Origin of the sequence: Segniliparus rotundus DSM 44985, from assembly GCF_000092825.1 — a bacterium.
Classification (GTDB): Bacteria; Actinomycetota; Actinomycetes; order Mycobacteriales; family Mycobacteriaceae; genus Segniliparus; species Segniliparus rotundus.
This window is the reverse complement of sequence record NC_014168.1, coordinates 78,709-105,507: the sequence shown is the minus strand read 5'-3', so window position 1 is coordinate 105,507 and position 26,799 is coordinate 78,709. Positions and strand designations below refer to the sequence as shown.

The window sequence follows — 26,799 nt, the reverse complement described above, 5'->3', positions numbered from 1 at the left end:
CGACCACGCCAGCGGCCCCAGCGGTCCCAGCGGCGCAAGCGACCACGCCAGCGGCCCCAGCGGCTCCAGCGGCTCGAGCGGCTCGAGCGGTCATGCCGGCGGTGCGAGCGGTCATACCGGCGGCGCGAGCGGCCTCTGAGCAATGAGAAGTGTGGGCTCCGACCAGATTCTTTGGTCGGAGCCCACACTTTTTATTTGGGGGGCGCAAGCATCAAACCGAACCCACCGCCAGGACGAACGGCGCGACTTCGTCCGCGCCTGCCTTGCGCAGCAGCCGCGCGGCCACCGTCAAGGTCCAACCCGAATCCGACCAGTCGTCCACCAGCAGCACACGTCGGCCCAGCGGCGCGGAAGGCTCCAGCGCGAAGCGCTGCGCGACGGAGCGCAACCGGAATGACGAGTTGACGTCGTGCGGCGCGGCCGGCGAGTTCGGGACGAACCGGCCTGCCACTGGAACACCCAGCACCTTCGCCGCACCAGCAGCAAGATGCGCGAGCAGCTTCGGACGGGCCGAGGAATCGACGAACACCACCGAGTCCGGCGCGCCAGCAGCAAACGGGCCAGCATCAGACGAGACCGGGGCGAACCAGCTCTTGAGCACCTCTGCGACCGGGTAGCGCAACGGCACAGGCAACTCGCCGTCCGGGGAGCCCGAGGCGAACACCGCGCGCAACTGCGGCCCCCACCCCACTGCGTCCAAACGGGCGACCGCGCGACCCGGCGAAGCCTGTTCATCCGGCGGTATGCGCTTGGCGGAGCCCCCCGCGCGCGCGGGGTTGAGGCCCGGGGCTCCGGGCGCCCACATCTTCCTGGGCTCCACGGCGACCCCCGGCCGTCGCAGATGCTCGCGCGCGGCTTCGACCTCCTGCGCCGACGGCGCTGGCGCGACCTCCAGCCCCCCGCAGTTGTCGCACCGCCCGCAGTCCTCGGACACCTCGTCGTCCAAAGCCTCACGCAAAAACCGCATCCGGCATTGCTCGGTGTCCTGGTAGTCGAGCATGAGCCGCTGTTCGGCCAGTCGCGTCTGCGCCACCCTGGCGTATCGCTCATGGTCGTAGCGCCACGGCGAGCCCGTGCCCGTCCAGCCGCCCTGGACCCTGCGCGCCGCCCCGTCGACGTCGAGCACTTTGAGCATGGTCTCCAGACGGCTGCGCCGCAAGCCCACCACCGTCTCCAATTGCCCGATGGACAACGGCTGCTCCGCCTGGGCGAGCGCGTCGAGGACGGCGCGCACATCGTTTTCCGGAGGAAATCCGAGCGAGCCGAAGTACCGCCACACGTCTTTGTCCTCTGCCCCCGGCAAAAGCACCACCGAAGCCTGGTCGACGCCGCGCCCCGCGCGGCCGACTTGCTGGTAGTACGCGACCGGGGACTGCGGAGCCCCGAAATGGACGACGAAACCGAGGTCCGGTTTGTCGAACCCCATGCCGAGGGCCGACGTGGCGACGACCGCCTTGACCCGGTTCGCCAACAGGTCCCGCTCCACAGCCTCGCGCTCACCGGGGTCGGTCTGCCCCGAATAGGCCGCCACCGTGTGGCCCGCCTGGCGCAAATGCTCCGCGACCTGCTCCGTCGCCGCGACAGTGAGGCAGTAGACGATGCCGGAACCGGGAAATGCGCCCAGCCGTGCGGCAAGCCACGCCAGTCGCGCCGCATGGTCCGGCAGTTTCAGCACGCCGAGATGCAGCGACTCGCGGTCCAGCGCTCCCCGGAGCACCAGAGGCGCCTGGTCCGAGCCGGACAGCTGCTCGGCGACGTCGGCGGTGACGCGGGCGTTCGCGGTGGCGGTGGTGGCGAGCACCGGGACGCCGTCAGGGAGGTCGGCGAGCAATGTGCGGATACGCCGATAGTCGGGGCGGAAGTCATGCCCCCAATCCGAGATGCAGTGCGCCTCGTCGACCACGACCAGGCCCGCGCCCGCGGCGAGCGCGGGCAGCACCTCGTCCCGGAATCCGGGGTTGTTCAACCGCTCCGGGGAGACAAGGAGGACGTCCGCCTCGCCAGCGCGCACTTGGGCGTGGACGAGCCCCCACTCGTCGACGTTGGTCGAGTTCACGGTGAGCGCGGAGATCCCGGCGCGGGCCGCGGCGTCGATCTGGTTGCGCATGAGCGCGAGCAGGGGCGAGACGATGACCGTCGGCCCGGCTCCGCGTGCCCGCAGCAACGCTGTGGCCACGAAGTACACCGCCGACTTGCCCCATCCGGTGCGTTGCACGACCAACGCGCGGCGTTTGCCCTCGACCAGCGCTTGGATCGCGGCCCATTGGTCCTCGCGCAACACCGCGTCGTCGCGTCCGACCAACGCCCTCAGCGCGTGCTGTGCCGTTTCCCGCAATGCTGTGGTCATCTTCTTCATCCTGCCAGGGCGGTCTGACGTCTGGGCGCGGCAGCGGCCGGGACGACGAAGGACCGCCGAATTCGATTCGGCGGTCCTTGTCTGTCGGACGGGTCAGCAGTGGTGCTTGCCTCCGGCGGCGTCCAAAGTGTCGTTGAGCGGCTTGGTGCCCTTGTTCGGGCCTTGGCCTGTGACTGGGTGGCCGCTGTTGTCGAGCTTTGTCGCGTTGCGCGGGAAGTGGGTCTTCGCGCCGGGACGGTCAGGAGCCGCGTCGTCGTCGTCGGGCGCAACCGTGTCGTCGTCGTGGGTGATCCCGTTGCGCGGGAAGTGCGTGTTCCCGCCGGGACGGTCAGGAGCCGCCTCGTCCTCGTCATCGGCGTCGTCCGCCGTGTCGTCCTCATCTGGGTCGTCGTACTGGGCGCTGCTCACGTTCAGGTGCGCGCTGCTGGCCGACCAGATCGCAGGCTGGGCCTGCGCGTGGGCGGCGAAGCCGAACATGCCCGCCAATGCCGCCGGGAGGGCGAGGGCCGTGTGTCTCATCATGTTTTTCCTCATCTGCTCAAGCCGTCGGATCTTTCGTGTTCTGACCCTTCGCCTCCTATTCTACTCATCAGAGGGCCTTTTCCCGAAAGCCGTCCGGACACGTTCCGCCGATCCGGCCAAGCCGTGCCCCCGGCGCTCGCCTGCGCCACAGCGCGCCCGCCGCCCCACAGGCCAACAACGCCGCCCAAGCGAGGTGGGCGGCGACGACGACACGGCGCGCCGCGTCCGGGACGGCGGGGACCGGCCACGGGGTCAACGGATTTCGATACAGATCGAAATGCTGGTCAGAGCGCACCAGTTCGAACCGGGCGAGCGCGGCGAGCGCCGCCGGCGGCAACGCGGAGAGCTGATCTCGTTCGACCAGCACCCAGCCGATCGAGTCCTCGGCAAAGCGCTCCGGCCCGGCGCCCGCCCGCACATGCGCCGCCGCGCGCCGGGCCAACGCCCCTTCGCCGGGCACCACAGCCCCGGCGACGACCAGGTCGCCGCTCTGCGCCACCGGGACGGGCAGCAACCTCGGAGCCGGGTCGATGCTGGTGCGCCGCCCGGCCCAATCGTATTGCCGCGTGATCCCCACCGGCACGGTGAGCAGCGCCCCATGCGACGGGTCGGCCGCGACGAGGCTGCGCACCTCGAACCAGTCGTTCGGGTAACGCACCGGGGCGAGCCTGCCCCCGGCGCCCCACAGCGCGTCCGGGACCAGCAGCAGCACGACCGGGACCAACGCGCACGCCCACTGCTTGGCGCGCATCGCGATCCAGGAAAGGGCGAGGGCGTAGGCGGGCCAGGCCAACGCGGCCCACTTCTGGCCGTCGCGCAACACCCCGAGCGCAGGCGTCGTCGCCATCGCCTCCGCCAGCGACGACTGGGCGAACCCCGTGGCGGAAAGCCCGACGAGGGCCACTGCGGCGAGCCCGAGCGCGAAAAGCAGCGCGAACGCCCGGTCCTGCCGGAGCCTGCGGCGGAGCAGGAAAGCGCCTGCGGCCACCAGCGCCACCAGCGCCAGATCGGCGGCCAATCCCCACGCCCCCCGCTGCGAATCCGGTGTCGAGCCCGCGTTCCAGATCCCGCCGAGGGCGAGCCAACCCGCGCGATCGGGCCGGGTCGCGAACGCATGGGCCCCGGCGGCCCCCCCGTCGGCGAGCTCGGGGCCGCAAAGCCCGAACAATCCCGCAGCCGCCCACGGGCTCGCAGCGACGATGGCCAACCCGGTGAAGGCGGCTGTCCGCCGCCACCAGCGCGCGCCCCCCGGCGCAGCCAGCACAAGTCCGGCGAGCACCGCGACGAGCAACGCCCCGGTCGGGACCAGCCCACCGGCCGCGAGCCAGAACCCGAGCTCCGCCCACCCCGAAGCCGAGGGCGTGTTCCGCAGTCTCGCCGCGACCACGGCGACATGCCCGAGAGCCCCATAGCCGACGAGCAAGCTCCATTGGCCTTGCAGCAACCGTTCGACGACCCAGAGATTGTCGATCGCGAAGGTCGCCGCGACAATGTGGACCGCCCACGAGGATTCGGGGAGGAATTCGCGCACCAGGCGCGCCGCGCCGGTCCCTGCCGCGAACAACGCGAGCACCGTGATCGCTTTGACCACGAGCCCGCCGTCGAGAATGTTCGACACCGCTGCGAGCGCCGCGTCCTGCGGGGTCGCCCTTGGCGCCGCGTCCGCCAGGCCGAAAGCCTGGTCGACGAGGAATGAGCGCGGGACGCTGACCGCGTCCGCCCACAACCAGTGCCCCCCGCCCAGCAGCGGTCCGAGCGCAACCAGGCTCAGGGTCAGGGACCAGAGCCAGACCAGGGGCATTGGCTACCGCGTGAGACGGTAATAAATCACGCCGCCGCCAGCGAGGAGGACCAAGCCGAGCACCGCCGAGCCGATGGGGATGGTCCGGCCGTACAGCGCGATGTCGTCTTGGTAGGACTTCGCCTGCTTGACCGTCGCCTCGATGGTCTGCTGGTTGTAGTCGAAGACGCCGGACAAGATCGTCAACGTGAAGTTCCTCAGGTCCGGGCTGGCCGCTTCGCGGGCCGAGAACGGCTCGGCGAAGTATTGGCGCAGGTCTTGGCGCTCGCGCACGATGACGCCGCTCTCCGGGTCCACGTAGAGGTCGATGCCGTTGCGGTAGAAGCGGTGCATCGTCTGGTCTTGCCCGCCAGGGCTGTTCGGAATGTTCCACCAGTTCAGCGGCTTGGTGAGGGTGGTGCCAGGCGGAGCCGTCCACTCCTTCTCGTCATACCCGACCGGCATGTTCACCAGCGCGAGGTCTGTCTCTGGGACGTCGACGTGGAAATGCAGCGTCTTGATGTCCGAGATCTCGGTGTTCTCCACGTACGTCACCGGGAACGAGGTTCCCGTGGTCACGTCGAAATACTGGTACTTGCCTTTGCTGCTGGTGTCGAACGGGAATCGGTATTGCTGGCCGGAGCGGTTCGGCAACAGGTGGGCTTGCTGTTCCGGCTCCACTTGCACCTCCGAGAGGCCCTTCGCGGTGGGCAGCCCGTTGTGCCTGCCCACCGTCACCCTGTCGACCGTGGCGAGGAGCAGCCCGTTGTCGCACTGGCCGTCCGACCAGGGGGTCTTGGGAGCAGGAGCGCCAGACGCGGAACGCTGCAACGCGGTGGGGACCAAGGTCTTCGGCTGGCCGTCGCCTTGCGATTTCACCTCGGAGACGAGGACGCTGGTGCCGGCTTGGTAGGTGACCGTGCTGTCCGTCGACGGCTCCTCGACGGTCACATACGTCCGGATTGTCGCCTTCGCTTGGAGCACGGCCGCTTTCGCCGCGTCGCTGGAAACCGAGCAGCGGTCGATGACCTGCGCGGGGAACTCCTGGCTCAGGCCGGGGCCGTCCTCGCCGGTGCTCTGCGCCGGAGACACCAGCGTGATCCGGTCGGACAGCGAGGCTTTGACCAACTCGTCCTCGCTGTAGAGCGGGACAAGGACCGCGATGGCGAGAAGCGCGGCTCCGAAAGCGATGAGCGCCAAAGGAAGAAGGTTCTGAGCCTTTCCGGGCTGCGGCTGCGTCATGCTGGGGGCACCTCCCACGAGCCCCGCGCATCGGGGGCTGCGTTCTCTTGTTCTTCGTTCTGACCGGATGGACCGTCTGCCAACCGGGAGATCGTACCGGCCCCCGCCGAGGGGTCGGCGGCTGGGCCGCGCGTCGACGGCGGGGAAGCCGTGGACAGCGCGATCACCCTCGCGAGCGAGACATAACGGCCTTCGAGCTCCTTGAACCGCAAATATGTCGAGACCGTCGTGAACGCGAAAGCGATGACCAGCGCGTACAGCAAAAGGTTCATACCAGCTCCGACGCCGAGCAGCCGGGCGAACGCGGACACGTCGTCCGGGCGCAGCACCGCCAATGCCCCGAACGCGAGGAACCCGAGGAAAAGCAGCTTGACCGCCGCCGAAGCACGGGCGGTGCCTCGGGCTCGGGCGAGGTAGAACGCGAGCGTCGCGCCTGCGGCGAGCAGCACGAGTTTGATCGGCAGCTGCGTGAGAAGGGGGCTCATCAGCGTCCCCTCGCGGGCCGGAGCGCGTTGTCGACGAGGATGTTCACGCCGTTGAGCAAGGATTGGCCCTTGGCCTTGGAATAGTCCGTGTACAGGATGACGACGGGCTCTTCCACGACGCGCCAATGGTGATGCAGGGCGAGTTTGACGAACTCCGAAGCGTGGCCCATGCCGTTTTGGAGGATGTCCAGCCGCTCGGCGACGACGCGGTTGAACGCCCGCAGGCCGTTGTGCGCGTCGGTGAGCTTGAGCCTGCGGCCCTCGGGGCTGATCGCCGCGACCACGCGCAACAGGACGCGTTTGACCACTGGCACCCCTTTGCGGGCCTCTTCGGCCAGAAAACGGCTGCCGAGCACGAGGTCCACCGGCTCCCCTTCGCCCCGGTCCGCGGCGCGGAGCCGCGCCACCATGCGCGCCGCGTCCTCGGTCCGGTGCTGCCCGTCCGCGTCGAAGGTGACGAAGTACGTCGCGCCCGGCTGCGCCCGGGCGTATTCGACTCCGGTCTGGATTGCCGCGCCTTGCCCGAGGTTCACCGGGTGCCGCACGAGGTGCGCCCCGGTCTGCCCGATCTGCGCGGCGGTGTCGTCCCGGCTCCCGTCGTCCACGCAGACGATGTTCGGGAAGACCGCCAACGCCTGGCCCACCACCCTTGTGATGACCGAGCCCTCGTTGTACACCGGGATGACGAGCCACACGTCGTCCTGGGTCGTCATACTGCACACTCTAGCTGCTGATCCGCAGGCGTCATACCCGCGCGCCGAGGACGTCGAGGATCCACGCCTGCTCGAACGCGGCCTCTTTCCACCGCTCGTAACGCCCCGAACGGCCGCCGTGCCCGGCGTTCATCTCGGTCTTCAACAGCACCGGCTCGCCGGACGTCGTGGCCTGCTGCAGCCGCGCCACCCATTTCGCCGGTTCGGCGAACCGCACCCTGGTGTCGTTGAGCGAGCAGATCGCGAGGATCTTCGGATACGCCTTGGCCGTGACGTTCTCGTACGGCGAGTACGCCTTCATGTAGTCGTACACGGCTTTGTCCTCGAGCGGGTTGCCCCACTCCTCCCATTCGGTCACCGTCAGCGGCAGGCTCGGGTCGAGGATCGTCGTGAGCGGGTCCACGAACGGCACCACCGCGAGGACGCCCGCGAAAAGCTCCGGCGCGAGGTTGGCGGCCGCCCCGACCAGCCAGCCGCCCGCGCTGCCGCCTTCGGCGACCAATCGGCCCGGGGCGGTCTCCCCCTGGTCGACGAGCGCTTTCGCGCATGCGATGAAGTCGGTGAACGTGTTCGGCTTCGCGGTGAACCTGCCCTGCTCGTACCAGTGGCGGCCCAGTTCCCCCCCGCCGCGCACATGCGCGAGCGCGAACACGACGCCCCGGTCGAGCAAGGACAGCCGGGCCACGGAGAATCCGGGGTCGATGCTGGACTCGTACGCCCCGTACCCGTACAACAGGGTCGGGGCGGGTTTGGCGACGGAGCGTTTGCGCACCACCGAGATCGGCACCTGCGCCCCGTCATCGGCAACAGCCCACAACCGGTAGGCCTCGTACTGGCTCGGATCGAAATCGCCGAGCACCGGTTGCGTCTTCAACAGAATCCGCTCGCCGGTCGGCACGTCGAGGTCGTACACCTGCGCGGGCGTGGTGAACGAGCTGCGCCCGAACCGCAGCCTCGGCGAAGCCCACTCGGGGTTCGCGCCGAGGCCTGCCGCGACAAGCTGCTCGCTGAACGCGAGCTCCTGGAACTGTCCGCCGTGGAACTCGCCGAACGAGAACGCCTCGGCAGGAGCCGCCTGGTCCGCGGGCCGCACGCTGTCGCCGTATGCGCAGACCGCGAATTTCGGCAGGCCCTCGCGCCGGTAGGAAAGCGCGAGATACCCGTCGAACGCGTCCACCCCCTCCAATCGCAGCGCCGGGTCGTGCTCCAGCACCGAAGTCCAGTGCTCCCTGCCCCAACGCGCCGGGTCCGATGCGGGGACCTGCGCGAGTGCGAAATTCTCCGCCTCGTCGTTGTGCAGGATCAAAAACACGTCCGTCCCGTCCACGACGGCGTGCTCCACCTCGTACTCCACCCCTTCGCGGCGCTCGGCCACAACCTGGAACGCGCCGGTCGGGTCGCTGGAGTCGAGCGCCCACATCTCACTGGTCGCCTTCGACGAGGAGGCGATGAACAACCAGCGTTCGCTGCGCGAGGAGCCCACGCCGACCCAATAGCGCTCGTCCGGCTCGTGGTAGACCCGGACATCGTTCGCGCTGTCGTCCCCGAGGCGGTGCCGCCACACCGAATCCGGGCGCCACGCCTCGTCCACCCGCTGGTAAAAGAGGTAGTGCCCGTCCAAGGACCACACCGCGCCCGGCGCGACGCCGGTCAGCTCGTCGGCAAGCAGCTCGCCGGTGGCGAGATCCTTGACCCGCAGGTCGTAGCGCTCGTCGCCCTTCACGTCCTCCGAGAACGCCAGCAGCCGCCCGTCGTGGCTCACCTCGTACGCCCCGAGCGAGTAGAACTCGTGGCCCTGGGCGCGCTCGTTCCCGTCAAGGAGCACCATTTCCCCAGGCAGCGCCGCATCTGGTGAGACTTGCGGCGGCGTCCAATCCTCCGGGGAGGCGACCGGGGCGCGGCAATGGGCCCCGTACTGCTCGCCTGCCTGCGTCCGGGTGAAATACCACCAATCGCCGATCCGGGTCGCGACGGACATGTCCGTCTCCAACGTCCGGGATTTGATCTCGTCGAAAATCGCTTCCCGCAGTGGCCCGAGGTGCTCCGTCAACGCCTCCGTGTGCGCGTTCTGCGCCTCCAAATAGGCGATTGTGTCCGGGTCTTCCTCGTCGCCGAGCCAGGCCAGATCGTCGGTCACCACCTCCCCGTGATGCGCGCGCGTGGTCGGGACGGTTTTCGGGACAGGGGGCGGAACAGGGCTACTCATCGCGACCATCATGGCAGATCCTCCTGTGGCTCCGCCTGCAGCAGGGGCCGCTGAGACAGAACAGCGCGTTCGAATCAGGTCAGCCTGTTTGCGAAAGGGTCGCCCCGGTCGCGACGAAGCGCACCCGCCTGCCGATCTGCACCGCGTGGTCGGCGAAACGCTCGTAATACCTGCCGAGGAGCGCCACGTCCACGGCGGGGCCGACGCCGTGCTGCCATTGCGAACCGAGGAGCAAGGAGAAAAGCTGCTGGTGCAGCGCGTCCATCGCGTCGTCCTCGGCCTGCAATTTCGCAGCGGCGACCGGGTTCTGCGTCAGCAAAGCCTGCCGCGCGGCGGCCGAGAGGGCGACCGCGATCTCCCCCATCTGCTCGAATTGGCGGTGCACGTCGACCGGCACCGCGTGCAACGGGTGGCGGCGGCGGGCCACATTGCCGACGTGCCTGGCGAGGGCGCCCATGCGGCGCAGATCGACGACGACCTGCATCTGGCCGACGGCCGCCCGCAGGTCCTCTTCGGTCGGACCTGCTGCGATCAGGGCGAACGCCCGCTCTTCGCTGTCTTTGGAAAGGGCCGAGATCTCATCGTCCTTGCTGATGGCGGTCTCCGCGAGGACCAAATCCGCGGACAGCAGCGCCAGGGTGGCCTGACGCATCGCCTCACCGGTCAACGCGCAGGTCAAACCCAGCTGACCAGTCAGGTCGCTCAGCTGCTCGTGAAATACCGCCCGCATCACTCCACCATACGCTTCCCGGTCCCCGCCGGCAGAGCGAGCCCGATGAAATCGTGATGAATTCCCAGCCAGGAGCGCCCGCGCGACGCCAGCCGCCGCCGCGGCGTCAGCACGTCGTGTCGGCCCCGTTGGTCACCGTGAGGTTTTCCGGGAGGCGCACGACGCCGTCGACCGCCTTGACCTCGTTCGCGACAATGCCCGCGCCGGGCGCGGCGGGCTCGACGACCGTCGGGACGTCGCCGCCCGACCCGACCACCAGCTCGACGTCCGCGTCCGGGGTCGAGCCCAGTTCGATGATCGCGCCGGGTATCGCGGAGGCCACGGTGGCGGCGGCGTCACGGCTCTCGGGGGAGAAGCGCGCAATGGTCGCCACCGTGTCGGAATGAGCCACCCCGCTCGACGTCATGTCGACCTTGAACCCTTGCTTGGACAGCGCCATCGCCACCTTGTAGAGGATGGTCGAAGTGGGCGCGACCACCTGCACCGTGAATCCTTTCACGCTGACCGCTTTGACGCCCTCGGCCGGTTGGGTCTCCGGCGGCGGGCCGGGCTGCGGGGTGGAGCTCGTCGTGGTCTTCGTCGCCGGTTTGCCAGTGGTCTCCACCGTCCACGGAGTCACCACCGACGCGGAGGAGGTGTTCGAGCCGCCCTCGCCCGGCAACGGCTTGTCGTAGATGATCGCGTCGAAGATCGCACGCACGCCGTCGTCGTTGGGCACTTCGTTGTTCATCCCGTCTTCCGAGGTGCCCGTGGTCGGGATCGTGATGAAGGTGACCTTGTTGGTCTGGATGCTCTGCATCGACTGGGCCAGCTTGAGCAGGTCGTCCACCTTCACCCCGTCCATGACCGCGCGGTCGGTGAAGGCTTCGAGCAGGCCGTTGAGCTTCGTCGGGTTGGCAAGGATTTTTTGGCTCAACATGCTCCGCAAGAGCGACGAGATGAATCGCTGTTGCCGCTTGATCCTGCCGTAGTCCCCGGTGCCTTCGGCCTCGATCTGGCGGGCCCGGACGTATTGCAAAGCCTGCGCGCCGTCCAGGGTCTGGCTGCCCGACTTCGCCAGGACCGTGCCGAGCTCGTCGTCGTAGAGCGGCTTGGTGGAGCACACCTGCACCCCGCCGACCGCGTCCACCATCTTCGAGAAGCCCTCGAAGTCCTCGCCGATGAAATGGTTGACCTTGAGCCCTGAAAGCTTCTGGACCACCTGGACCAGGCACCTGGGCCCGCCGTACATGTACGCGCTGTTGATCTTCGAGTGCGTCTCGGCGGGCTGGATCTCTTTGGAGTACTGCTTCGTGGTGGAGTTCCACTTCGCGCACGCGGGCCGGTCGACCTGCAGATCGCGGGGGAAGGAGACCGCGACGACGCGGGCGCGGCTCGCGGGGATGTTCACCAGGATAATGGTGTCCGAGCGGGAGCCCTCCACATCGTTCACGTCCCCGGCTCCGAGCTTGCCGTTGTCGCCTTCGCGCGTGTCCGCGCCGATGAGCAAGAAGTTCTCATCGCCCTGCTGTTGGCCTGGGTCTTTGATGTTCGGATCGTTCAGCAGGAGGGCCAAAACGCCCTTGCCCTCCAGCGCGCCTCGGGACACGCCCCAGAACGCGCCGGTGGCGGCGAGGCTCGACACGGCGAGCAGGACCACCGCCGCGCGGGCGACGAGCCGCGAGGCGGCTTCCCAACGGGCGCGGGCTGGCTTGCTCGGGACCGGCGGAAGTTCCGCCTTGCCGCTGAGCGGGCGCAGAATGGAAGAGGACGACCGCTCCGCAGCGGCTGCCCGTTCGGGGATTCGGATCCGGTTGGCGCGGGCAGCCTTCGCCGCGAGACGACGCCGGGTCGTCTCGTCAGAAAGGTCTGGAATCCTCAAAGTGCTGTGTGCTTCCCGTGATCCGCATGGTCGCCTGGGCTGCCCTCACGACTGACTCGGAGGAAATTGTACCTGGGCGCGGGCGACATCGGTAACGCGCGAACGCCCCGCTGGGCGCCAACGCGAGGAACCGCAGGAGGAGGCGCTTTTTCGCTCGCCGCGCGTCAGCCCCCGGAGTGCTCGACGTCGTCGAGGCGCACAGCCCAGTCCTGCGGGTCGTCCAACCAGCCCTGCGGCAGGGCCACCTTTTTCTGCGGGGAGCCCTTGCGGCCCCTCGGCCCTTCCGCTTCCTCGGGGAACGGCTCCTCCTGCGGCAGCTGGCCGAGCAGGTCTTCGATTTCCGCGAGAGAGCCAACGGTCGAGAACTTGCCGCGCAACTCCGACCCCACGGAGAAGCCCCGCAAGTACCAGGCGAAATGTTTGCGCATCTCCGCGACCCCGTGGCTGCCCGCGTGCAGGACCAAGAGCTGGGCGTGCCGCAGCACGATCCTGGCCACTTCGCCCAAGTTCGGCGGGGGCGGGGCGGGGATCGCCCCGCCGGAGAGCGCGGCCGCGAGTTCCGCGAAGAGCCACGGCCGCCCCAGGCAGCCACGCCCGACGACCACACCGTCGCACCCCGTCTGATCCATCATCCGTTTCGCGTCCGCGGCGGCGAAAATATCTCCGTTGCCCAACACCGGAATCTCGGTGACGTGCTCTTTCAACCGTGCGATGGCCGACCAGTCCGCGGTGCCGGAATAGAGCTGCGCCGCCGTCCGGGCGTGCAAGGCCACCGACGCGGCGCCGCTGTCCTGCGCGATCCGCCCGGCGTCGAGGTAGGTGTGGTGCTCGTCGTCGATGCCGACGCGGAACTTCACCGTGATGGGCACCGCGCCCTGCGCGCCGTTGACCGCGGCCTCGATGATGCGCGCGAACAACCGGCGCTTGTACGGCAGCGCCGCCCCGCCGCCGTTGCGGGTGACTTTCGGAACAGGGCAGCCGAAATTCAAATCGACGTGGTCGGCGAGGTCTTCGGCGACGATCATCCGCACCGCCTCCCCCACCGCCTCGGGATCGACGGTGTAGAGCTGCATCGACCGCGGGCGCTCCTCGGGGCCGAACTCGATCATCCGCATCGCTTTGGGGTTGCGGTTGACCAGCGAGCGGGCCATGACCATCTCATTGACGTACAGGCCTCGGGCCTGGCCGGTCAGCCGCGTCTCCAGCTCCCGGCACACTGTGCGGAACGCGAGGTTGGTGACCCCGGCCATCGGCGCGAGCACCACGGGCGACGCGAGCTCGAACGGCCCGATGCGCAGCGCGGGCGCGGCGAATGTTGTGGTCATTGTTTCAGAATACGCAGTCCGGGCGGGACGACGCGGTTCCAGGACCGGGAGCGCTCAGCCCAACCCGCGGGGGAGGGTCAGCTCGCGCGGGCCGCGTCCCGCGCGGCGAGGCGCTCGGCTCGGCGGGCCTGGCTCTCCTCGATCTGCTGCACCTTGCCGTTGAGCATCCGCAGGAACTCCGCGAGCCGGTCGCGCTCCCACTCCCCGTAGCCGGAGAAGTCGTCGCGTTCGAAGATCTTCCAGTGGCGCAGGACCGGCATGACCACGTCTTCCATGTGCTGCTTGAGGTCGTAAATGCCGCTCTTGGAGATGATGACCGCGTTGCGGCGGAAGTTCTTCATGCCCGCGCCCGGCATCTGGAACATCGTCAAGATGTCGGCGATCGCCTTCATCGTCTGGTTGGGAGAGACATTGAGCGCCTGCTCGACCAAGTTCCGGTAGAAGATCATGTGCAGGTTCTCGTCCGCGGAGATGCGTTGGAGCAGCTTGTCCGCGATCGGCTCCTTGCAGGCCTTGCCGGTGTTGCGGTGCGAGACGCGGGTGGCGAGCTCCTGGAACGTCACATAGCAGACGGTGTGCAACATGTCTTGCGCCGCCATCGGCGGATTGAACCCGGAGACGGTGCTCGCGACGCGGGCGCGCTCCAGCTCGACCGGGTCCACAGCGCGCGTGGTGAGCAGGTAGTCGCGGATCGCGATGGAGTGCCGGTTCTCCTCGGCGGTCCACCGGCCGACCCAGGTGCCCCACGCGCTGTCCCGCGAGAACGCGTCGGCGATGTCGCGGTGGTACGCGGGGAGGTTGTCCTCGGTGACGAGGTTCGTCAGCATCGCGATCCTGGCGGGCTCGTCCAGCTGGGACTGGCCGAGCTCCCAGTCCTCCCCGCCGAGCATCTTGAAGTTCTTGCCCTCGCTCCACGGGATGTAGTCGTGCGGGTTCCAGTCTTTGGCCATCTTCAGGTGGCGGTTGACGTTGTCCTCGGCCACGCCGTACAGCTCGTGGAGGAGCTCCTTATCGGAAAGTTCGCGTTGAACCATGTGCTTGTCTCTGCTTCCTTGCGCGTCGTTCTTTCCCAATGGGCGATGGTACGCAGCTCATTGGCATGTATCAAGACCTTGGGCACTGCGAGCCCCTACGGTGCGGCGAACCGAGATCATAGCGCATTCCGCTGTGCCATTTAAGTAAGGGTACCCTTACTTAATCTCGCTGTCAAACATTCCGGCCCCTCCATAGTCCCTCGTCAAGATAACGATTAGGCCTCGCGCAGCGCACGAAGCGCAGTCGCCGAATCGAAACCCGCCGCCTGGAAAAGATCGAAAATAGTGGATTCCAACTGGGCGAACACCACCTCCGCGCTGAGCGCCACGCCCGACAGCATCGTCGGGTCCAGCCGCGCGGCGCATTCCTGCAACGCGGCAAGCACTTCTTCCCGTTGCGCCTGATCCGGTTTCTTCGCCAACCAAAGAAGCCGGACCTGGGCGACCGCGTCCGCCGTCGACTCGATGGCGCGCGTCAGCCCGGCCCCTGTCTTTCCGCCGCTGTTCACCAAAATCCACGCTCTGCGGGCGAGCACCCGCAGGTCGCGGATGATCCGGTCGATGTGGTCGGCCGACGCGCTCACCTCATGCACCCGGTCCCGGTAAGCCCAGAACAAGGGGGATATCCGAACGATCTCATCGCCCGCGCGCAAATAATTCTGCAACGTGTCGATCTGGGGCTGGCTCGACCGAGCGAGCGAAAGGACTTCTTCGATGCGGTCCGCGTCCCGCGCCGCAAGCCCCTCGGCCACCCCGCGCAACACCGACTCCCCTGTCGCCAAAACAGCCGCCGCCGCCTGATGCGCCCGCAGGAACGGATGCGCGGGCAAAAGAGCAGAGATCAGAATCCCGATCACACCGCCCACAAAAGCGTCCACCAGCCTCCCCGGCCCCGCGATGCTCGCCCCGCCCACTGTGGGCGGGAACAACACCACGAGCAGCGCGGACGACGCCGCCTGCATCGGGAAGATCAAGCCTTTGTCGATGAACGTCGCCAAAACCATCGCGGCCGCCACGAAAAAGGAGATCTGCCACCAGCCATGCCCCGTGACGCGCACCAACAGATCACCGATCACGATGCCGAGCATCACGCCGCACACCAGCTCCACCGCGCGCCGCCACCGGCTGCCGAGAGAAACCCCGAGCGAGATCACAGCGGCAACAGGGGCGAAGAACGGCGAGGCGTGGCCGACAATATTCTTCGCCACGAACCAAGCGAGACCTGCGCCAACAGAGCATTGCACGATCGGCAGCGCGGTGAGCTTGAGCCGCTCCACCCCGGCGAAGAAATGCTTCCGCGCCACCGAAGCCTGACGGCTCGCCCAGCTCGGGCGCTCCTCAGCAGCGGTTCTCTTCACCTGATCACTGTATCGAGCAATAGTCACCGCATCGAGCAATCGCCCCGAAAACAGCTCCCGCCCCCACGCCTGCGCTGCTCCTGGATTGAAGTGTGGAGCCAATCGGACTCGAACCGACAACCTTCGCCTTGCAAAAGCGCTGCGCTACCAATTGCGCCATGGCCCCTTGATCCCGGCCAGCCTAGCAGCCGCGGCGCGGCCTTGCGTCCGAAATCTCTTTTCTCACGGGTGGGCCTACCTGGACTTGAACCAGGGACCTCTTCGTTATCAGCGAAGCGCTCTAACCGCCTGAGCTATAGGCCCGGATGCCGCCGTGGCGACCGTGAAACTTTACTACAACCGCACGGTTTTCCACAATTGGCTGCTGACCGGCGCTACTCCGGGTCGGCCAAGGTGATCTCCACGCCACCGACGAGGTCGACGCAGAGGTTGAAAATGAACGCGCCCACCGTCGCCAAGGCGGTGACGAGGACGATGTTCACGATGCCGACCAGGGCGGAGAAGCCGAACACCATGCCGGGGGTGACGATATCGCCGCCTTGGTCCGCAGCGGCGGTGGAGAAGTCGCCGAGCCCCGAGTTGATTTTCCCCATCACCCCGATGGCCTCCAACAAGGCGTAGAGGACGGCGACCCCGATCATCCATGCGACGAACAGGACGACCATCACGGCGGCAGTGACTTTCAGGACTGTCCACGGGTCGATCCAGCGCACCTGCACTTGGGCCCGCAACGGGCCGCTGGGCTGCTGCGACGGGACCGCGGCGGCTTTCGGCGCGCTGCTGGGCGCGGGATCTGGGGCAGGTCTCGAGGAGCCACTGCGGTCCGCGCCGGAGCGGCGCGCGTCCGCGAGGCGGGCAGTCACCGCCGACACAGAGTCCGAAGCGGGGGAGATGCGCTCGGCCGGCCGGCGGGCAGGAGCCGCGACCTTCGGCAACGCCGTGGTCGGCGGCTCTTGCTCCGGAGGGTTGCTCATGGGACAGTCACACTACCAAACGTTCTTTTCGGCCGACGTTCACTCCGCGACCTCTGCGGAGTCTTCGTCGTTGCGGGCGACCGCGATGAGCCGGTCTCCTTCGCCGAGGTTCATCAGGCGCACGCCCTTGGTTTGCCGTCCGGCCCGGCGGACCTGGCGCGCGTCGGTGCGAATGACGCCGCCGCCCTGGGTGATGGCGTAGAGCTCGGTGTCGTCGTCCACGATGACCGCGCCGACCAGCCCGCCGCGCCTGCGGTCGTACTGGACGGTGAGCACGCCCTTGCCGCCGCGGCCCTGGACGGGGTATTCGCCGAGCGCGGTGCGCTTGGCGTAGCCGCCGCTGGTGGCCACCAACAGGTACGCGCCGTCCCGGACCACGTTCATGGCGAGGAGCTGGTCGTCCTCGTTGAACCGCATGCCGAGCACCCCGGAGGTCGCGCGGCCCATCGGGCGCAGCTGCTCGTCGTTCGCGTGGAACCGGATCGACTGGCCGTGCTCGGACACCAGCAGGAGGTCGTCGTCGGAGGAGCAGAGCGCGGCGCCGACCAGCTCGTCCTCGTCGCGCAGGTTCACCGCGATGAGGCCGCCGGAGCGGTTGGAGTCGAACTCGGTGAGCTTGGACTTCTTGGTCAACCCGCGCTTGGTGGCCAACACGAGGTAAGGAGAGTCCTCGTAGGTCTGCAAGTGGATGACCTGGGCGATCTTCTCGTCGGTCTGCAACGCGAGGAGGTTGGCGACATGCTGGCCGCGCGCGGCGCGGCTCGTCTCGGGCAGCTCGTACGCCTTGATCCGGTAGACCCGTCCCCTGGTGGTGAAGAACAGTATCCAGTCGTGGGTGGAGCAGACGAAGAAGTGCGCGACGATGTCGTCCTGTTTCAGCGTCGCGCCCTGCACGCCTTTGCCGCCGCGCTTCTGGCTGCGGTACAGGTCGGTCTTGGTGCGTTTGGCGTAGCCGGTCTCGGTGATCGTGACGACCACGTCCTCCCGCGCGATGAGGTCCTCGTCGCGCACCTCGCCCTCGGCGGCGATGATCCTGGTGCGGCGCTCGTCGCCGTGGCGGTCCACGATCTCTTTGAGCTCGTCGCGGACGATGGCGCGCTGGCGCTCGGGCCTGGCGAGGATGTCTTGGTAGTCGGCGATGGCCTCTTCGATCTCGGCGAGCTCGTCGATGATCTTCTGCCGTTCCAAGGCGGCGAGGCGGCGCAGCTGCATGGCGAGGATCGCGTCGGCCTGGATCTCGTCCACGTCGAGCAGCTCCATGAGGCCCGCTCGGGCGATGTCCACCGTCTGCGAGGCGCGGATCAGGGCGATGACCTCGTCCAGCGCGTCGAGCGCTTTGACGAGGCCGCGCAGGATGTGCGCGCGCTCCTCGGCTTTGCGCAGGCGGTACTGGGTGCGCCGGACGATGACTTCGATCTGGTGGGCGATGTAGAGCCGGAGGATTTGGTCGAGGCGCAACGTGCGCGGCACCCCGTCCACGATGGCGAGCATGTTGGCGCCGAAGTTCGTCTGCAGCTGGGAATGCTTGTACAGGTTGTTGAGCACCACGCGGGCCACGGCGTCGCGTTTGAGGGTGACGACGATGCGCATGCCGATGCGGTCGGAAGTCTCGTCGTCGATGGCGGAGATGCCGGCGATCTTGCCGTCGCGGACCTGCTCGGCGATGGAAGTGATCATGTTGTCCGGGTTGACCTGGTACGGCAGCTCGGTGATGACGAGGATGGCCCGGCCCTGGGAGTCCTCTTCGACCTCCACGACGCCGCGCATGCGGATGGAGCCGCGCCCGGTGGTGTACGCGTCGTGGACGCCGTCCGTGCCGACGATCAGGCCGGCGGTGGGGAAGTCCGGTCCCTTGACGATCTCTTTGACCGCCTCCAAGGTGCTCGCCTCGTCCGCGTCATGGTGCTCGAGGGCCCAGAAGATCGCGTCGGCGACCTCGCGCAGGTTGTGCGGCGGGATGTTGGTCGCCATCCCGACTGCGATGCCGCCAGAACCGTTGACCAGCAGGTTCGGGATTCGCGCGGGCAGGACGGACGGCTCTTCGGTCTTGCCGTCGTAGTTCGGGACGAAATCGACGGTCTCCTCGTCGATGTCGCGGACCATTTCCATCGCGAGCGGGGCGAGCCGGGCCTCGGTGTACCGCATGGCGGCGGCGCCGTCGTTGCCGCGCGAGCCGAAGTTGCCCTGCCCGTCCACGAGCGGGTAGCGCAACGACCAAGGCTGGGCCATCCGCACAAGGGCGTCGTAAATCGCGGTGTCGCCGTGCGGGTGGTAGTTGCCCATGGCTTCGGCGACGGGGCGCGCGGACTTGACATAGCCGCGGTCGGGGCGGAAGCCCTGGTCCTGCATGGCGTGCAGGATGCGGCGGTGCACCGGCTTGAGGCCGTCGCGCACATCGGGCAAGGCGCGGCTGACGATGACGCTCATCGCGTAGTCGATGAAGCTGCGCTGCATCTCTTGGCCGAGGTCGACCGGCTCGATGCGGTCGCGGGACGGCGTGGGGTCCGTGGGGTCTGTCATTGGGGGGGAGCTCCTTTACAGGCCTGGACGAGACGTCCAGGAGCCTCGCGTTTCATCGCTGCGCATCGAGGAAGCGCTAGACATCGAGGAACCTCACATCCCTCGCGTTGCGCGCGATAAATCCTCTGCGGGCGGGCACATCCTCGCCCATGAGGATCGAGAACAGCTCGTCGGCAGCGGCCGCGTCGTCCATGGTGACCAAGCGCAGGGTCCGGGTGTCGGGGTCCATGGTGGTCTCCCACAGCTCCTTGGCGTTCATCTCGCCGAGGCCCTTGTAGCGCTGCACGCCGTCGTCCTTGTTGATCCGCTTGCCGGCGGAGAGCCCCGCTTCGATCAACGCGTCCCGCTCCCGGTCGGAGTAGGCGTACTCCGGTTCGGCGCGCTGCCACTTGAGTTTGTACAGCGGCGGGGCGGCGAGGTAGACGTGGCCGTGCTCGACCAAAGGCCGCATGAAACGGAACAGCAAAGTGAGCAGCAGCGTCGAAATGTGCTGGCCGTCCACGTCCGCGTCGGCCATGAGCACGATCTTGTGGTAGCGCAGCTTCGCGAGGTCGAACTCGTCGTGGATGCCGGTGCCGAAGGCGGTGATGATCGACTGCACTTCGGTGTTCTTGAGCACCCGGTCGATCCGCGCCTTCTCGACGTTGATGATCTTGCCGCGGATCGGCAGGATGGCCTGGAACTCGGAGTTGCGCCCGCTCTTGGCGGAACCGCCCGCGGAGTCGCCCTCCACGATGTAGACCTCGGATTTGCTGGGGTCCTTGGAACGGCAGTCGGCGAGCTTGCCGGGCAGGCCGCCGATATCGGTCGCGGTCTTGCGGCGCACGGTCTCGCGGGCGCTGCGCGCGGCCTCGCGGGCGAGGTAGGCCTGCTGGGCTTTGGTGACGATGAGCTTGGCCTCGGACGGGTTCGCCTCGAACCAGTGGGTGAGCTCCTCGTTGCAGATCTTCTGCACGAAAGAGCGGATCTCGGTGTTGCCGAGCTTGGTTTTGGTCTGGCCCTCGAACTGCGGCTCGCCGAGCTTGACCGAGATGACCGCCGCGAGGCCTTCACGGACGTCGTCGCCGGTCAAGTTCTTGTCCTTCTCTTTGAGGATCTTTTTGTCGCGGGCGTATTTGTTCATCGTCGAGGTGAGCGCCGCGCGGAAGCCCTCTTCGTGCGTGCCGCCCTCGTGGGTGTTGATCGTGTTCGCGAAGGTGTAGACGGACTCGGTGTAGCCGGAGTTCCACTGCATGGCGATCTCGACCTCGTGGCCCTCGCCCTTGCCTTCGAAGCTGACGATGGAGTTGTGGACCGCCGTTTTGGTGCGGTTGATGTGCCCGACGTAGTCGTGCAGGCCGCCGGGGTAGTGGTATTCGCGGCGCTTGACCGCCGGGGCCTGGGCCTGCGCTTCCTGCTCGGAGCGCGCCACCTCGGCGGTGTCGAGGGCCTCGCCGTCCTCCGCCGCGTCGATTTGGCCCTCGCGCAGGTCGGTGAGCGTGATGATGAGGCCCTTGTTCAGGAAGGCCATCTCTTGCAGGCGCCGGGCGATGGTGTCGAAGTCGTAGTGGGTGGTCTCGAAGATCTCAGGGTCGGCCCAGAACCGCACGGTCGTCCCGGTCCGCTTGACCGGGTCGCCCTTGGTCAAAGGCCCGGGCTTGGCTTTGTCGTAGGACTGGCTCCAATGGAAGCCGTCCACGTCGATCTCCACTTCCAGTTTGTACGAGAGCGCGTTGACCACGGAAATGCCGACCCCGTGCAGACCGCCGGAAACGGCGTAGGAGTCCGAGTCGAACTTGCCGCCCGCGTGCAGCACGGTGAGGACGACCTCGACGGTCGGCGGGCCGGAGGCGTGCGGGGCGACGGGGATGCCTCGGCCGTCGTCCACCACTTCGACCCCGCCGTCGGCGAGGAGGGTGACGTCGACGCGCGTCGCGTACCCGGCCATCGCCTCGTCCACGGAGTTGTCCACCACTTCTTGGACGAGGTGGTGCAGGCCGCGCTCCCCGGTGGAGCCGATGTACATGCCGGGGCGTTTGCGGACGGCTTCGAGCCCTTCGAGGATGGTGATCGAGCTTGCCCCGTACGAGGACTTGTCGGCGTTCTTCTTTTCGCTCATTGTCCTCCTATAGTAACCCCTCGGTCTGACAAAGCCCGCGCACTGCCACCTCTCATGGCCGTGAGTCGCGTAACGCGCCCCGCCCGGAGTCAGTCGCCCGAAAGCGGGGTTGCCGCGCCGAACGGCCCGCTGGGCGGCCCACACGTTGCCGTGTGCGGCGCGATCGGCCTTTCGTCAGGTCCGCAGGCCCCAGTCCCGCAGGAATTGCTCGACCATGCCGTACTCGCGTTCGTCGCGAACCGCCACATGCGGGGCCGCCGCCGCGATGTACCGTGCGACCTCGTCGAACCCTGGAACGGTCCACCGGGGGTAGTCAAAGCGCTCCACGGCGCCGCGCCCAGCCCGCGGGTCGGGCTGGCGCGCGAGCAGGAGCGTATGGGAGGAACGGGCCGAGACGTCAGAGCCCAAGGCGCGATACGTGACATCGGTGACCGCGCTGAGCGCCGCGATCTGCTCCCACGGCACAAAGGCGTCCTGTTCCGGGTCGGGGGAGCCGGGGGCAAAGCCGTCGGGGCGGAACACGAACACCGGCTTGGCGTCCCACAGCTGATTGGCCTGCGACCAGATCACAAGCAGCGCGGCGGCGCCGAACAGCCAGGAAGCCACCCCGAAAACCGCCCACCAGACTCCCCCGTCCTTCAGCCCCCACGCGCCGCTGAGGCCGCACAGCCCGACGACCAGCACGACCGAGCCGACCAAGCCGAGGTTGTTGACGACGCCGTTTTTGCGCACCACCCTCAGCTCGTCCGCAATGGTCATGCGCATGCCCGCTGCGCCGAAGCCAATCCCTGACGGACCGCCTCGGCCACGTACTGCGCGAGTTTCACCGGCACCGCGTTGCCGATCATCTGCTCGGCAGCCGTCTTGGTGGCCCCGAACCAGAAATCCGGGGGGAATGTCTGCACCATGGCCCGCTCGGCGGTGGTCAGGGCGCGCAACCCCGCCGTCAGCGGAGCGGTGTCGCCGGGATGGCCCGGGTATCCCCTGGGCACCGGCCGGTTCACGCCCCGGACGGTCGGCGAGGGCTCGTCGACCGAGAACACCGCCCGGCGCGCGTAACTGCGCGGATGGCGGTAATAATGGTCCACATCCAGCGCGGAGCCGAAGTAATCGCGCAACGTCATCGGCGCCGCCGCGAGGTTCCCGGTCAGCGCCCCCATCGCCGCGCGGGTGCTGCCGGGGTGGAGAAAACCAATCGTGAACAGACGTTTGCGTCTTTGCGGCACCCCGCAACGCGACGCGTCGAGCACAATCCTCGCAACGCAATAACCGTGCGCCTCCAAAAGCGCCACCGCCCGGCGCGGGGCCGCCGCCTTCGCGGCGCGCTCGACGTTCTCCATGACGAAAAAGCTCGGCAGGAACGTGGCGACCAGTTGCGCGAATTTCTCCGTGAGATCCGCCCGGCCCGCTTCGACCCGTCTGCCGGCGGAAGAAAAGTCCTGGCAGGGCGGCCCACCGATGATCCCGTCGACCTCCGCCGCGCATTCGCGCAGGGCCGAGCTGGCGAGGTCCACATCGCCGAGGTCGAGCTCGACCGCGCGGTGGCGGAAGTTGCGCCGATAGACCGCGAGGGCTTCGGGCCAATTGTCGACGGCGAGGGCGACCTCGAAACCCGCCGACTCGAAGCCGAGGGACAATCCCCCGCAGCCTGCGAAAAGGTCGAGCAGTCGGGGCCTGCCCACGATGTCGTGCGGAGCCATGACCGGACAATAACAGCGGCGAGGGACGAACACCGGGATTTCGATGGTCCGCCGCCATGATCGCGACGAGCCGCTTGTTACAGTGTGCGGGTGCGCACAGCCGCTCGTTTCGGAATCGTCCCCGCCGCCTTGGCGTTGCTCGCAGGCGCGCTCGGCGCGTGCGGTTCGCCGGAGCCGACCGCGACGGTCAAGATCGGCACCACGGACGACAAGGGCGAGGGGTGGAAGGCTTTTGTCCAAGAGGCCAAGCGCCAGGGGATCAATCTGGAGACAACCCCTTCGTGGGACTACCTCGGCCCCAACGACGAGCTGGAGAACAAGCAGGTGGACGTGAACCTCGCCCAGCATCTGCGCTCGCTCGCCAGGTACAACGTCGAGCACGGCACGCAGCTGGCCCCCATCGCCTCCACCTACATCGTCCCGCTCGGGCTGTACTCGAAGAAGCACAGGACGCTCGCCGAGATCCCGCAGGGGGCGAAAATCGCCATCCCCGACTACCCGCCGGACACCGCACGGGCGCTGTTCGTGCTGCGAAGCGCGGGGTTGGTCGTCCTCAAGGGCGACCCGTGGTCGCCCACCAAAGACGACGTGGACCCGAGTTCGAAGGTCGCCGTCGAGACGATCAAAGCGGACTTCCTCGTCCGGGGCTACACGGAGGACGACGGGGCGGTCGTCAACAACACGTGGCTCGCCTCGGCGGGGATCGACCCCTCGGCCGCCTTGGCGAAGGACGACCCGAGCGCCATCAACTCCCCCGATCCGCAGGAACGGGCCCGGATGGAGCAATACATCAATGTGATCGTCGCCCGGAGCGAAGACAAAAACAACCCCCTGTACAAGCGGCTCGGCGACATCTACCACGCCAAGCCCGTCCAAGACACCTACGCGCGGCAGTCCAAAGGCTCTCAGATCGACGTGAAGAAAACCCCCGAAGAACTGCAAAGCGCCCTTGTCGCGCTGGAGAGCCGCATCCGGGCCGACCGCAAGTGAGCGCCGCCGGAACCGAAAGCTCGGCGCGGACAGGCTAGGGTGGGGCGGCGCGCGCAGCCGAGCAGAACGGCGCGGGTGTGCGCGGAACACGACAGACGGACCACGACAGACGGACAGCGGCATGACGGATCAGGACACGAGGAGCACTCGGTGAGCGCGACAGCCCCGAAGAGATCCGCGAACGGACTGTTCCCAAGGTCGTTGGCGCAGGGGCTCGTGCTGCTGGGCACCGCCGCGGGTTCGATCGTGGTGGTGCTCGCAGCGCTCGTCGCGCTCTTGAACTTCAGCGCGAAAACGGCCACCGGCGGCGCGAATGTCGTGGTCCTGGGAACCACGGACGCGGGCAAGGACAGCTGGTCCGCCTTCGTCGCCGAGGCGAAGCAGCAGGGCGTGGAAATCGCCACCGTCAACTTCTCCAACTACCAGCAGCCCAACGACGCGCTCGCCCAAGGGCAGGTGGGCGCGAACCTTTTCCAGCACCTGCGCTTCCTCGCCGAATACAACGTCGCGCACAACACGAACCTCACCCCGGTGGCGGCGACGTTCATCGTGCCGCTCGGCCTGTACTCGCACAAGCACAAAACACTCGCCGAGATCCCCAAGGGCGGACAGATCGCAATCCCGAACGACCCGTCCAACCAGGGCCGCGCTTTGTTCGTGCTGCGCGCGGCGGGGCTTGTCAAGCTCGTCGGGGACCGGCTGAGCCCGACGACGAACGACGTGGACACGGCGGCCTCGAAAGTCGTCCTGGTCCCCGTCGACCCCGCCCAGACGGCGCGCTCGCTCGATTCGGCCGACGGGGCGGTCATCAACAACAACTATTTGAGCGACGCGGGCGTGGACCCCGCCACAGCGCTGGCCAAAGACGACCCGAACGATCCCAGCTCGGCGCAATACATCAACGTCGTCGTCGTGCGCCCCGAAGACAAAAACAATCCCTTGTATTCGAAGCTGGCAGACATCTACCACTCCCGGCCCGTGGTGGACGCGTACAACACAGAGTCCAAAGGAACGCAGGTGCCCGTGCAGAAATCCGGCCCGGAACTCCAGGCGATCCTGGCGGACATCGAGGCGAAGACCAGGGCGGGACAGTGATGACGCAGAACACCGCGGCCAGCGGCGGCACAAGCATCCGGTTCGAAAACGTCAGCAAAACCTTCGCATCCGGCAAACGGCTGGTCACAGCCGTGGACAATGTCAGCTTGGACATTCCTTCCGGCGAAATCTTCGCGATGATCGGCTATTCAGGGGCCGGGAAGTCCACCTTGCTGCGGATGATCAACGGCTTGGAGCGGCCGACTTCAGGGCGGGTCCTCGTGGGCGGCGCCGAGGTTTCGTCGCTGCCGGAGCGCCAGCTGCGAGCCATCCGGGCCGACGTGGGCATGGTCTTCCAGCAATTCAACCTTTTCCGGTCGCGCACCGTGGCGGGCAATGTGGCGTATCCGCTGAAAGTGGCCGGATGGCCCGCCGCGAAGCGCGCGGCCCGCGTCGCGGAGCTGCTCGACTTCGTCGGGCTGGCCGACAAAGCCAAGCACTACCCCGACCAGTTGTCCGGCGGGCAGAAACAACGCGTCGGCGTCGCGCGGGCATTGGCGAGCGGCCCCTCGGTCCTCCTCGCCGACGAGGCCACCAGCGCGCTCGACCCGGAGACGACCAAGGACGTGCTGGGCTTGTTGCGCTCGGTCAACACCGAGTTCGGCGTGACCATCGTGGCGATCACCCATTCGATGTCCGTCGTGCGGGCGCTCGCCGACCGGGTGGCCGTGCTGGCCAACGGCGCCGTGGTCGAGACCGGGACGGTGTTCGACATCTTCGCCAATCCGCGCAGCGACATCAGCCGCAATTTCGTCAGCACCGTCCTGCGGCACGCCCCGGACAGTCAGGACTTGGCGAGGATCGCGCGGCGCCACGCAGGGACCATTGTCTCGGTCGAGATCCGAGACGATGTGCAGATCGGGCGCTTGCTGAGCGAGGCGGCCCGTGGCGGGGTGGGCTTCGAAGTGGTCCACGGCGGCGTTTCCAGCTTGCAGTCGCGGGTGTTCGGGAACTTGAGCCTCGAATTGCAGGGGCCGCCTGAGGGGGTCGCGCGTCTGGTCGGCGAACTCAAAGCCGCAACGAAAACCATCGTGGCGCAGGAGGCCTTGCCGTGATCGACCATCTTGTCCGTTGGTTCGGGGCAGACCCGAGCTGGAACAGACTCGGCCCGCAACTGGGCGAAGCATTCGGGGACACACTGTGGATGGTGCTCGTGACCATCGTCTTCGGCGGTGTCCTCGGCCTGATCCTCGGCGTCGTGCTCTACTGCTCCCGGCCATCCGGGCTGTTGGAGAACCGGCTCGCCCACATCGTGCTCAACGTGGCCGTGAACGTTGTGCGGCCCATCCCGTTCGTGCTGCTGGTCGCAGCGCTCGGCCCGATCACCCTCGGCCTGATCCACACCACGATCGGTGTGCAAGCGGCCGTTTTCGTCATGGTCGTCTCCGCCGCCTTCGCCATCGCCAGGATCGTGGAACAGAACCTGGTGACCATCGACCCCGGCGTCATCGAAGCCGCCCGCGCCGTGGGGGCGGGCCCGCTGCGGATCATCGTGACCCTGCTCATCCCGGAGGCGTTGGGGCCGCTCATCCTGGGCTACACCTTCGTGCTGGTCGGCGTCGTCGACATGTCGGCGATGGCAGGGGTGGTCGGCGGCGGCGGCATTGGCGATTTCGCCATCACCTACGGGTACAACCGCTTCCGCTGGGACGTCACCTTGGTGTCGGTGCTCATCATCATCGTCTTCGTGCAGCTCGCCCAATTCCTCGGGAACTATCTCGCCCGAAAAGCTTTGCGCCGCTGATCCAAGCCCCAGCCCTCGCCGCGCAGTGATAGCATATGCCCTGCGACAGCATTGCGATTGGAGTCA

The 26,799-nt window shown here is 67.6% G+C and carries 21 protein-coding genes and 2 tRNA genes; 4 read left to right on the top strand and 19 right to left on the bottom strand.

All coding sequences use genetic code 11. The features are described 5' to 3' along the window. Positions 1-211: 211 nt before the first annotated feature. From SROT_RS00635 to SROT_RS00545, 19 genes are all read right to left on the bottom strand, one after another. Positions 212-2,347: a RecQ family ATP-dependent DNA helicase gene (locus SROT_RS00635; RefSeq protein ID WP_013137069.1), complete on the bottom strand. Its 2,136-nt coding sequence runs from the start codon at positions 2,345-2,347 to the stop codon at positions 212-214. Positions 2,348-2,449: 102 nt separating this feature from the next. Further along, positions 2,450-2,878, bottom strand: a complete 429-nt coding sequence (locus tag SROT_RS00630; protein ID WP_013137068.1) for a hypothetical protein — start codon at positions 2,876-2,878, stop codon at positions 2,450-2,452. 67 nt (positions 2,879-2,945) lie between these two features. Further along, the gene (locus SROT_RS00625; RefSeq protein WP_013137067.1) at positions 2,946-4,679 is read right to left on the bottom strand and encodes an MmpA family trehalose lipid delivery protein; all 1,734 of its coding nucleotides are present in this window, start codon (positions 4,677-4,679) and stop codon (positions 2,946-2,948) included. A 3-nt stretch (positions 4,680-4,682) separates the two neighbouring features. Then, complete coding sequence (pgfA, locus tag SROT_RS00620; protein ID WP_013137066.1) at positions 4,683-5,900, bottom strand: cell envelope lipid trafficking protein PgfA; 1,218 nt, start codon at positions 5,898-5,900, stop codon at positions 4,683-4,685. Continuing rightward, the gene (locus SROT_RS00615) at positions 5,897-6,385 is read right to left on the bottom strand and encodes a DUF2304 domain-containing protein (protein WP_013137065.1); all 489 of its coding nucleotides are present in this window, start codon (positions 6,383-6,385) and stop codon (positions 5,897-5,899) included. The genes pgfA and SROT_RS00615 overlap by 4 nt, the downstream gene beginning before the upstream one ends. Further along, positions 6,385-7,098: a glycosyltransferase family 2 protein gene (locus tag SROT_RS00610; RefSeq protein WP_013137064.1), complete on the bottom strand. Its 714-nt coding sequence runs from the start codon at positions 7,096-7,098 to the stop codon at positions 6,385-6,387. Before SROT_RS00610 ends, SROT_RS00615 begins: the two co-directional genes overlap by 1 nt. A 31-nt stretch (positions 7,099-7,129) precedes the next feature. Beyond that, entirely contained in the window at positions 7,130-9,313 is a 2,184-nt protein-coding gene (locus SROT_RS00605; protein WP_041407468.1) for a S9 family peptidase, read from the bottom strand. A 70-nt stretch (positions 9,314-9,383) separates the two neighbouring features. After that, complete coding sequence (locus SROT_RS00600; protein WP_013137062.1) at positions 9,384-10,034, bottom strand: phosphate signaling complex PhoU family protein; 651 nt, start codon at positions 10,032-10,034, stop codon at positions 9,384-9,386. A 106-nt stretch (positions 10,035-10,140) separates the two neighbouring features. Beyond that, the gene (locus SROT_RS00595; protein ID WP_013137061.1) at positions 10,141-11,895 is read right to left on the bottom strand and encodes an LCP family protein; all 1,755 of its coding nucleotides are present in this window, start codon (positions 11,893-11,895) and stop codon (positions 10,141-10,143) included. Positions 11,896-12,059: 164 nt separating this feature from the next. Continuing rightward, positions 12,060-13,220 (bottom strand): tRNA dihydrouridine synthase DusB, encoded by a 1,161-nt coding sequence (gene dusB, locus SROT_RS00590; protein WP_013137060.1) that lies wholly within the window; start codon positions 13,218-13,220, stop codon positions 12,060-12,062. 77 nt (positions 13,221-13,297) lie between these two features. Continuing rightward, entirely contained in the window at positions 13,298-14,254 is a 957-nt protein-coding gene (locus tag SROT_RS00585; RefSeq protein ID WP_013137059.1) for an acyl-ACP desaturase, read from the bottom strand. A 215-nt stretch (positions 14,255-14,469) separates the two neighbouring features. Further along, complete coding sequence (locus tag SROT_RS00580) at positions 14,470-15,612, bottom strand: FUSC family protein (RefSeq protein ID WP_187288048.1); 1,143 nt, start codon at positions 15,610-15,612, stop codon at positions 14,470-14,472. Positions 15,613-15,705: 93 nt separating this feature from the next. Then, positions 15,706-15,778 (bottom strand) — tRNA-Ala (locus SROT_RS00575). Between the two features lie 63 nt (positions 15,779-15,841). Next, positions 15,842-15,915, bottom strand: a tRNA-Ile gene (locus SROT_RS00570). Between the two features lie 71 nt (positions 15,916-15,986). Beyond that, positions 15,987-16,586 carry a DUF3566 domain-containing protein gene (locus SROT_RS16905; RefSeq protein ID WP_013137057.1) on the bottom strand — a complete coding sequence of 200 codons (600 nt, stop codon included), beginning with the start codon at positions 16,584-16,586 and terminating at the stop codon, positions 15,987-15,989. A 39-nt stretch (positions 16,587-16,625) separates the two neighbouring features. Beyond that, positions 16,626-19,106 (bottom strand): DNA gyrase subunit A, encoded by a 2,481-nt coding sequence (gyrA, locus tag SROT_RS00560; RefSeq protein ID WP_013137056.1) that lies wholly within the window; start codon positions 19,104-19,106, stop codon positions 16,626-16,628. A gap of 76 nt (positions 19,107-19,182) precedes the next feature. Beyond that, entirely contained in the window at positions 19,183-21,204 is a 2,022-nt protein-coding gene (gene gyrB / locus SROT_RS00555; protein ID WP_013137055.1) for a DNA topoisomerase (ATP-hydrolyzing) subunit B, read from the bottom strand. A 174-nt stretch (positions 21,205-21,378) separates the two neighbouring features. After that, positions 21,379-21,969, bottom strand: a complete 591-nt coding sequence (locus tag SROT_RS00550) for a hypothetical protein (protein WP_041406789.1) — start codon at positions 21,967-21,969, stop codon at positions 21,379-21,381. Further along, positions 21,960-22,904, bottom strand: a complete 945-nt coding sequence (locus SROT_RS00545) for a DNA cytosine methyltransferase (protein WP_013137053.1) — start codon at positions 22,902-22,904, stop codon at positions 21,960-21,962. Before SROT_RS00545 ends, SROT_RS00550 begins: the two co-directional genes overlap by 10 nt. 90 nt (positions 22,905-22,994) lie before the next feature. Here SROT_RS00545 and SROT_RS00540 point away from each other — a divergent pair, with 90 nt between their 5' ends. From SROT_RS00540 to SROT_RS00525, 4 genes are all read left to right on the top strand, one after another. Further along, positions 22,995-23,894: a MetQ/NlpA family ABC transporter substrate-binding protein gene (locus SROT_RS00540; RefSeq protein ID WP_245535327.1), complete on the top strand. Its 900-nt coding sequence runs from the start codon at positions 22,995-22,997 to the stop codon at positions 23,892-23,894. Between the two features lie 243 nt (positions 23,895-24,137). Next, positions 24,138-24,989, top strand: coding sequence for a MetQ/NlpA family ABC transporter substrate-binding protein (locus SROT_RS00535; protein ID WP_148223482.1), 852 nt, complete (start codon positions 24,138-24,140; stop codon positions 24,987-24,989). Beyond that, positions 24,989-26,044, top strand: a complete 1,056-nt coding sequence (locus SROT_RS00530; RefSeq protein ID WP_013137050.1) for a methionine ABC transporter ATP-binding protein — start codon at positions 24,989-24,991, stop codon at positions 26,042-26,044. Before SROT_RS00535 ends, SROT_RS00530 begins: the two co-directional genes overlap by 1 nt. After that, positions 26,041-26,733 carry a methionine ABC transporter permease gene (locus tag SROT_RS00525; RefSeq protein ID WP_013137049.1) on the top strand — a complete coding sequence of 231 codons (693 nt, stop codon included), beginning with the start codon at positions 26,041-26,043 and terminating at the stop codon, positions 26,731-26,733. Before SROT_RS00530 ends, SROT_RS00525 begins: the two co-directional genes overlap by 4 nt. Positions 26,734-26,799 lie beyond the last annotated feature (66 nt).